Source organism: Thermoplasmata archaeon, from assembly GCA_035632695.1.
GTDB lineage: Archaea > Thermoplasmatota > Thermoplasmata > RBG-16-68-12 > RBG-16-68-12 > RBG-16-68-12.
In genome coordinates this window covers 1-4,471 of the sequence record DASQGG010000211.1, presented here as the reverse complement: position 1 = coordinate 4,471, position 4,471 = coordinate 1, and the positions used below count along the sequence as shown (strand labels likewise).

The window sequence follows — 4,471 nt, the reverse complement described above, 5'->3', positions numbered from 1 at the left end:
CCCCGGGCCAAGTGGAGGTTCATCCGGCACCGGCGCCGTGAGCATAAGATGAAACGAATCGTTCGAGTTCGCTCGAGGACCGGCCGGGACCAGCCTGTGGTCGGCAGGGTCTGGTCGTCGACCTGCAGCGTAGACGGCCGTTGCTGCGCCCAGGTGCATTTCGTTCATCCGAAAGGGTGATGAGGCAAGGGTGACGTCCGGCCGACTGTGGCACGCGACAAGGTCTTGGATTGGCTCCTCGAGTCTGACCAACCGTCCGTCCGGTATCTCGCGTTGACCCAGCTCCTCGGCAAGAAAGAGACCGACTCCGACGTGCGGGACACGAAGTCCCGCATCCCGAAGGCCGGCTGGGTCGCAGAGATCCTCGCCAAGCGGGACCCGAGCGGCTGGTGGGTGCGCGACGGAGGCTGGCTCATGCCCCAGTTCCTCGGGACGCACTGGAACATGCTCGCGCTCGCCGACCTCGGCGCGACGCGCGAGATCCCCGAGGTCCGTGCGTCGAGCGAGTACTGGATGGCGAAGTCCCCGCTCGTCGGTGGCGGAGTGGGTGGCTTCGGGAAAGGCAAGGGTCACCACTGCTACACGGCCAACATGGCCCGGGGCCTGATCCGGTTCGGGTACGCGGACGACGACCGGGTCCGACGGACGATGGAGTGGCTCGTCAAGACGGCGCACCCGAAGGGGGGCTGGACGTGCCGTTTCTCGAGGGAAGGCCCGGCGCCGAGTCGGACGCTCGACGCGTGGGAGGGACTGGCGGCGTTCGCGGTCTACCCCCGCGGGAAGTGGACGAGCGGGATGCGATCCGTGGTCGAGCGGACCGCCGAGTACTACCTCGAGCACGAGCTCCACCGCCAGGGCGACCGGTACGAGCCCTGGTACCGCTTCCACTGGCCGGTCCACTACTACTACGACCTCTTGGTGGGCCTCGACGTGCTCACGGCCCTCGGCTACGGCGACGACAAGCGGCTCGGCTTCGCACTGGACCTCCTGCGCACGAAACGCCGGAAGGACGGGCGCTGGAATCTCGACGCCGTCCAGCCGGACATGAGCCCCGCGGCGGCCAAGTGGTACGCGGAGCATCCGAAGCAGCGGCCCACGCCCCTCGCGTTCGAGACGCCCGGCCGCCCGGGCAAGATGATCACCCTGCGGGCGCTCACCGTCCTCTCCCGGGTCGGTCGGAAGCCGGCTGGTTCCCCATGAGACCGGGAGAAGCCTCGGCGGAGACCTCGCGAACTCGAGCGACGGAGCCAGCACCCCGGGCCGGACGCCCGCGGCTCCGATTCGTGATTCAGAAACACCGGGCGAGGAGCCTCCACTATGACTTCCGGTTGGAGATCGATGGAGTCCTCGTCTCATGGGCGGTGCCGAAGGGGCCTAGCAAGGACCCCAAGGTACGGCGTCTCGCGGTCCGCGTCCCGGACCATCCGATCGACTACCTTCTGTTCGAGGGAACCCTGCCGGAGGGAGAGTTCGGCGCGGGCGAAGTCATCGTCTGGGACTTTGGTGAATACGAGCTCGTCGCGCCCGAAGGATATGGTGCGGGGACGGCCCTCCGAGACGGCACCTTGCGGCTCGCCCTCCGCGGGACGAAAGTCCGGGGACACTGGGCTATCTTCCGGACGAAGTTCGCGGAAGGGGGTCGTGAGAATTGGCTCTTGGAGAAGCTTCGGGATGAATTCGCCGCGGAGGACTACGACCCTGAGAGCGAGCCGAACTCGGCGCTGTCCGGCAAGGTTCTGCGGAGTCGGCGTTGATTGCTCTCCGTTCCCGATGTGCGTGCTTGTTCGGGTGGCCTCATTGGCGATTCGGCGACAGGTCTTTGTACGGCAGGCCGAGTAGCCCATGCGTGCCGCAGGGCCGGGCTCTCCGAATCAACCGCTTTACCGTGATGGCGATGCTCCAGGCCGCTCGGGCCCGGCACTTGGGCCTCTCGGAGGAGTCGGCCTACTCGTGGGGACTCAACCGAGCCATCTGGTATGCCGCGGCCAAGCGAGGGTTCAGCGGAGGCGGAGGGGGAGGCGCTGGCCCAGGCGGGGGCGAGGCGAAGGCGAAACCGGGGAACGTGTTCTACTTGGGGCAGGATTTCGCGTACCGAGACCCGAACAGCTCGAAGGTCGTTTTCATCCTTGGCGGGAAGACCCAGACACGGAAAGAGTTCCGCGAGAAGATCGCTTCTCGGTTCGGCGGTGTGCGAAACTTCAGGAAGGCCTGGGCGGAAGCTACGAACATCGTCTCGGGGGCAAACGAGGACTTCCTGAAGTCAGGGGAGATGTTCTACTCCCAGGTCTACAAACCGCGAAGGGATGACTTGGTCAAGAAGTGGACGGCGGAGTTCGCCCCATCTCGTGAAGCTGCAGACGCGACGGGAAAACGTTGACGGAGACCGCGGGTTCGAATGGATGTGACTTCGAACCCGGCCCAAACCGATTCCGCGTCCAACGCCCTCCATGCCGGCGCAGCATCGTCGGCTCCCCGAGCCGCCTCAGGTGCGGCGACGGCCGGTCTCCCACCGCTCGAGTTCGGCCCGAATCCAGCCCTCCAGTCGCTCCGGGAACGGTTCGTTCCGGAGGAACACGTCGTACTCCACGCGGAGGATTCCCGGCAGGCGTTCGGCCTGGTCCCGGAGGCGGAGGAGATGGGCCATCGTCGGGGCAGCACCCGCGAGCCACAGCCCCGCCGGCTCTTCCGTCCACGCGTTGAAGATGGTACCCGGCAGCGCGCCCAGGATCCGTTGCCGGTCTCCGACCGAGGTCGACGGCATCCACAGGAACAACCGGTACAGGACGAAGCCCGGAGCCTGGGCGCCCGCAAGGAAGGGAAGCACGTTGAGGAGCTTCTTCCGGACCAAGGCCTCGCGGTGGAGCCGCACCGTCTTGCGCGACAGGCCCGTGGCGCTTGCGAGTTCTTGGACGGGGGTCCGGGGATTCCGCACGAGGGGGAGGAGGACTCGCCAGTCCAGGGGTGAGAGAACGCAATCCGACTCCTTCGGGTCGCTCAGGTGCATCGTCGCGGCGAAGTGGGGATCGCCGAACCGGCGGACGAATTCCGGGGGCGGCCCGGCGTCCTCCGTGTCCGCATAGGTCACGAGCTCGAAGCTCCTCTCATGGCCCTCGGCGGCCCGCACCACGGTCTCCGACTTCCGTGCGAGGGCGAAGGCCAGCCGGCGGCGGGAGATGCGACCGTAGACGAAGAACCGGGCATGCCGCCGGAAGACGGCGGGGTCCGGCACGCCCCAAACCTGGACGGCGCCGTCCCGCCGGAGTCGCTCCAGGCGCGCCTTGACCGTGACCCCGGAAAGGCCGAGCGGTCCACCGATCGCGGTGAAGGACGCGAACGGCTCTCGGAGGATGGACCGGATGATTTGGAAGTCCTTGGCGTCGACCACGGCGCTCCTGGGAGATATATAAAGAGAACCATACTTAAAGCGCCCTGTTCGCACGGCCTAAGAACCCGAGCCCGTCCTGGTGAGGGGCGATGAGAGAGACGCGCGCAACCGGCCCCGGCCAGCCCTCCTCCTCGGAGGGAGGCCGCGCCCTGCGAATCCTAATCGTCGACGATGATGCGACCTTCCGGACGGAGCTCGGCGGACTCCTCCAGGCATCCGGGTATGAGGTCTCGCTCGCCGCGGATCGCTCGGAGGCCCTCGAACGCTTGCGGACCGATCACGTGGACGTCGTCCTTCTGGACCTCGTCCTGCCTGGGACATCCGGACTCGACATCCTCCGCGAGGCTCTGGCCGCGCATCCCACGACTCCGTTCATCCTCCTCACGGGGTTCGGGACCCCGGAGGTGCTCGTCGAGGCGAGGAAGGCGGGCGCCTCCGATGTCCTCCCGAAACCGTTCGAATTCGAGGCGCTCGAGCGCCTGCTCCGAGCCCATGGTGAGAACCGGCGCGCGGGGAGGGGAGCGGCTGCGGGTCCCGAAGCAGCCCCTCCGCGGTCACCTGAGGACTAGAGCCTCCGGCCCGTCGAGGCGGTGGAGCTCCCTCCGCTCGCGCGGGGCGAAAGGAGACGTCTTCGACGGAACTCTGGAGACTCTTTACCGGAGACTCGCCGGATTCTGTGATACCGCACAACGGAGAGGATACTCCGGACAGCGACTGGTTTGGGTTTGCCGCGCTTGGGCGGCAGGGTACATGCCCTCACACGTCGTATCGACCGAAACCTCTTCGTCCGGCTTCCGGTTGAGGTTCGGGGATTGATGTGGAGGATGCCCGGGCAACGCCCGTTCTTACCCATCCGACGACGGCGCGACTGCGGGAAGCCATGGACCGGGCGTACGCACGCCTCCGCTCCACCAGCAAGGAGGAACGGCTGTTCGGCGCCATGGTCCTCGTTATTTGGATCCACGTGGCGGATGCCGCCCTCGAGGGCCAGGGCTTCGGCGTGGCCGGTCCGCCGGTCGTCCTGATCGCCGCGCTGGTCCTCTTGGGGTTCGCCTTCGCCGCCTTCCTCTGGAGAGGGCGAGTCGC

General features: G+C 67.1%; 6 protein-coding genes. 5 read left to right on the top strand and 1 reads right to left on the bottom strand.

The window, feature by feature from the left end; translation table 11 throughout:
• Nucleotides 1-207 precede the first annotated feature (207 nt).
• The 3 genes from VEY12_13155 (at nucleotide 208) to VEY12_13145 (ending at nucleotide 2,377) form a co-directional block, all read left to right on the top strand.
• Nucleotides 208-1,200, top strand: coding sequence for a hypothetical protein (locus VEY12_13155; GenBank protein HYM41070.1), 993 nt, complete (start codon nucleotides 208-210; stop codon nucleotides 1,198-1,200).
• Complete coding sequence (locus VEY12_13150; protein HYM41069.1) at nucleotides 1,197-1,754, top strand: DNA polymerase ligase N-terminal domain-containing protein; 558 nt, start codon at nucleotides 1,197-1,199, stop codon at nucleotides 1,752-1,754. Before VEY12_13155 ends, VEY12_13150 begins: the two co-directional genes overlap by 4 nt.
• A gap of 92 nt (nucleotides 1,755-1,846) precedes the next feature.
• Entirely contained in the window at nucleotides 1,847-2,377 is a 531-nt protein-coding gene (locus VEY12_13145) for a hypothetical protein (protein ID HYM41068.1), read from the top strand.
• Nucleotides 2,378-2,482: 105 nt separating this feature from the next.
• Here VEY12_13145 and VEY12_13140 read toward each other — a convergent pair whose 3' ends face one another.
• A complete protein-coding gene (locus tag VEY12_13140; protein ID HYM41067.1) occupies nucleotides 2,483-3,385 on the bottom strand; it encodes a winged helix-turn-helix transcriptional regulator in 903 nt (300 codons plus the stop codon).
• 89 nt (nucleotides 3,386-3,474) lie between these two features.
• Between VEY12_13140 and VEY12_13135 the strand changes: the two genes are divergently transcribed.
• Both VEY12_13135 and VEY12_13130 read left to right on the top strand, forming a co-directional pair.
• Entirely contained in the window at nucleotides 3,475-3,954 is a 480-nt protein-coding gene (locus tag VEY12_13135; protein HYM41066.1) for a response regulator, read from the top strand.
• 311 nt (nucleotides 3,955-4,265) lie between these two features.
• Nucleotides 4,266-4,471, top strand: a 206-nt coding sequence (locus VEY12_13130) for a hypothetical protein (protein ID HYM41065.1), incomplete at its 3' end; no start/stop codon positions are given.

Bases quoted from the DNA above. Each gene is read 5' to 3' on its own strand.
- VEY12_13135 (HYM41066.1), top strand. From the start codon at position 3,475: ATGAGAGAGACGCGCGCAACCGGCCCCGGCCAGCCCTCCTCCTCGGAG.
- VEY12_13150 (HYM41069.1), top strand. From the start codon at position 1,197: ATGAGACCGGGAGAAGCCTCGGCGGAGACCTCGCGAACTCGAGCGACG.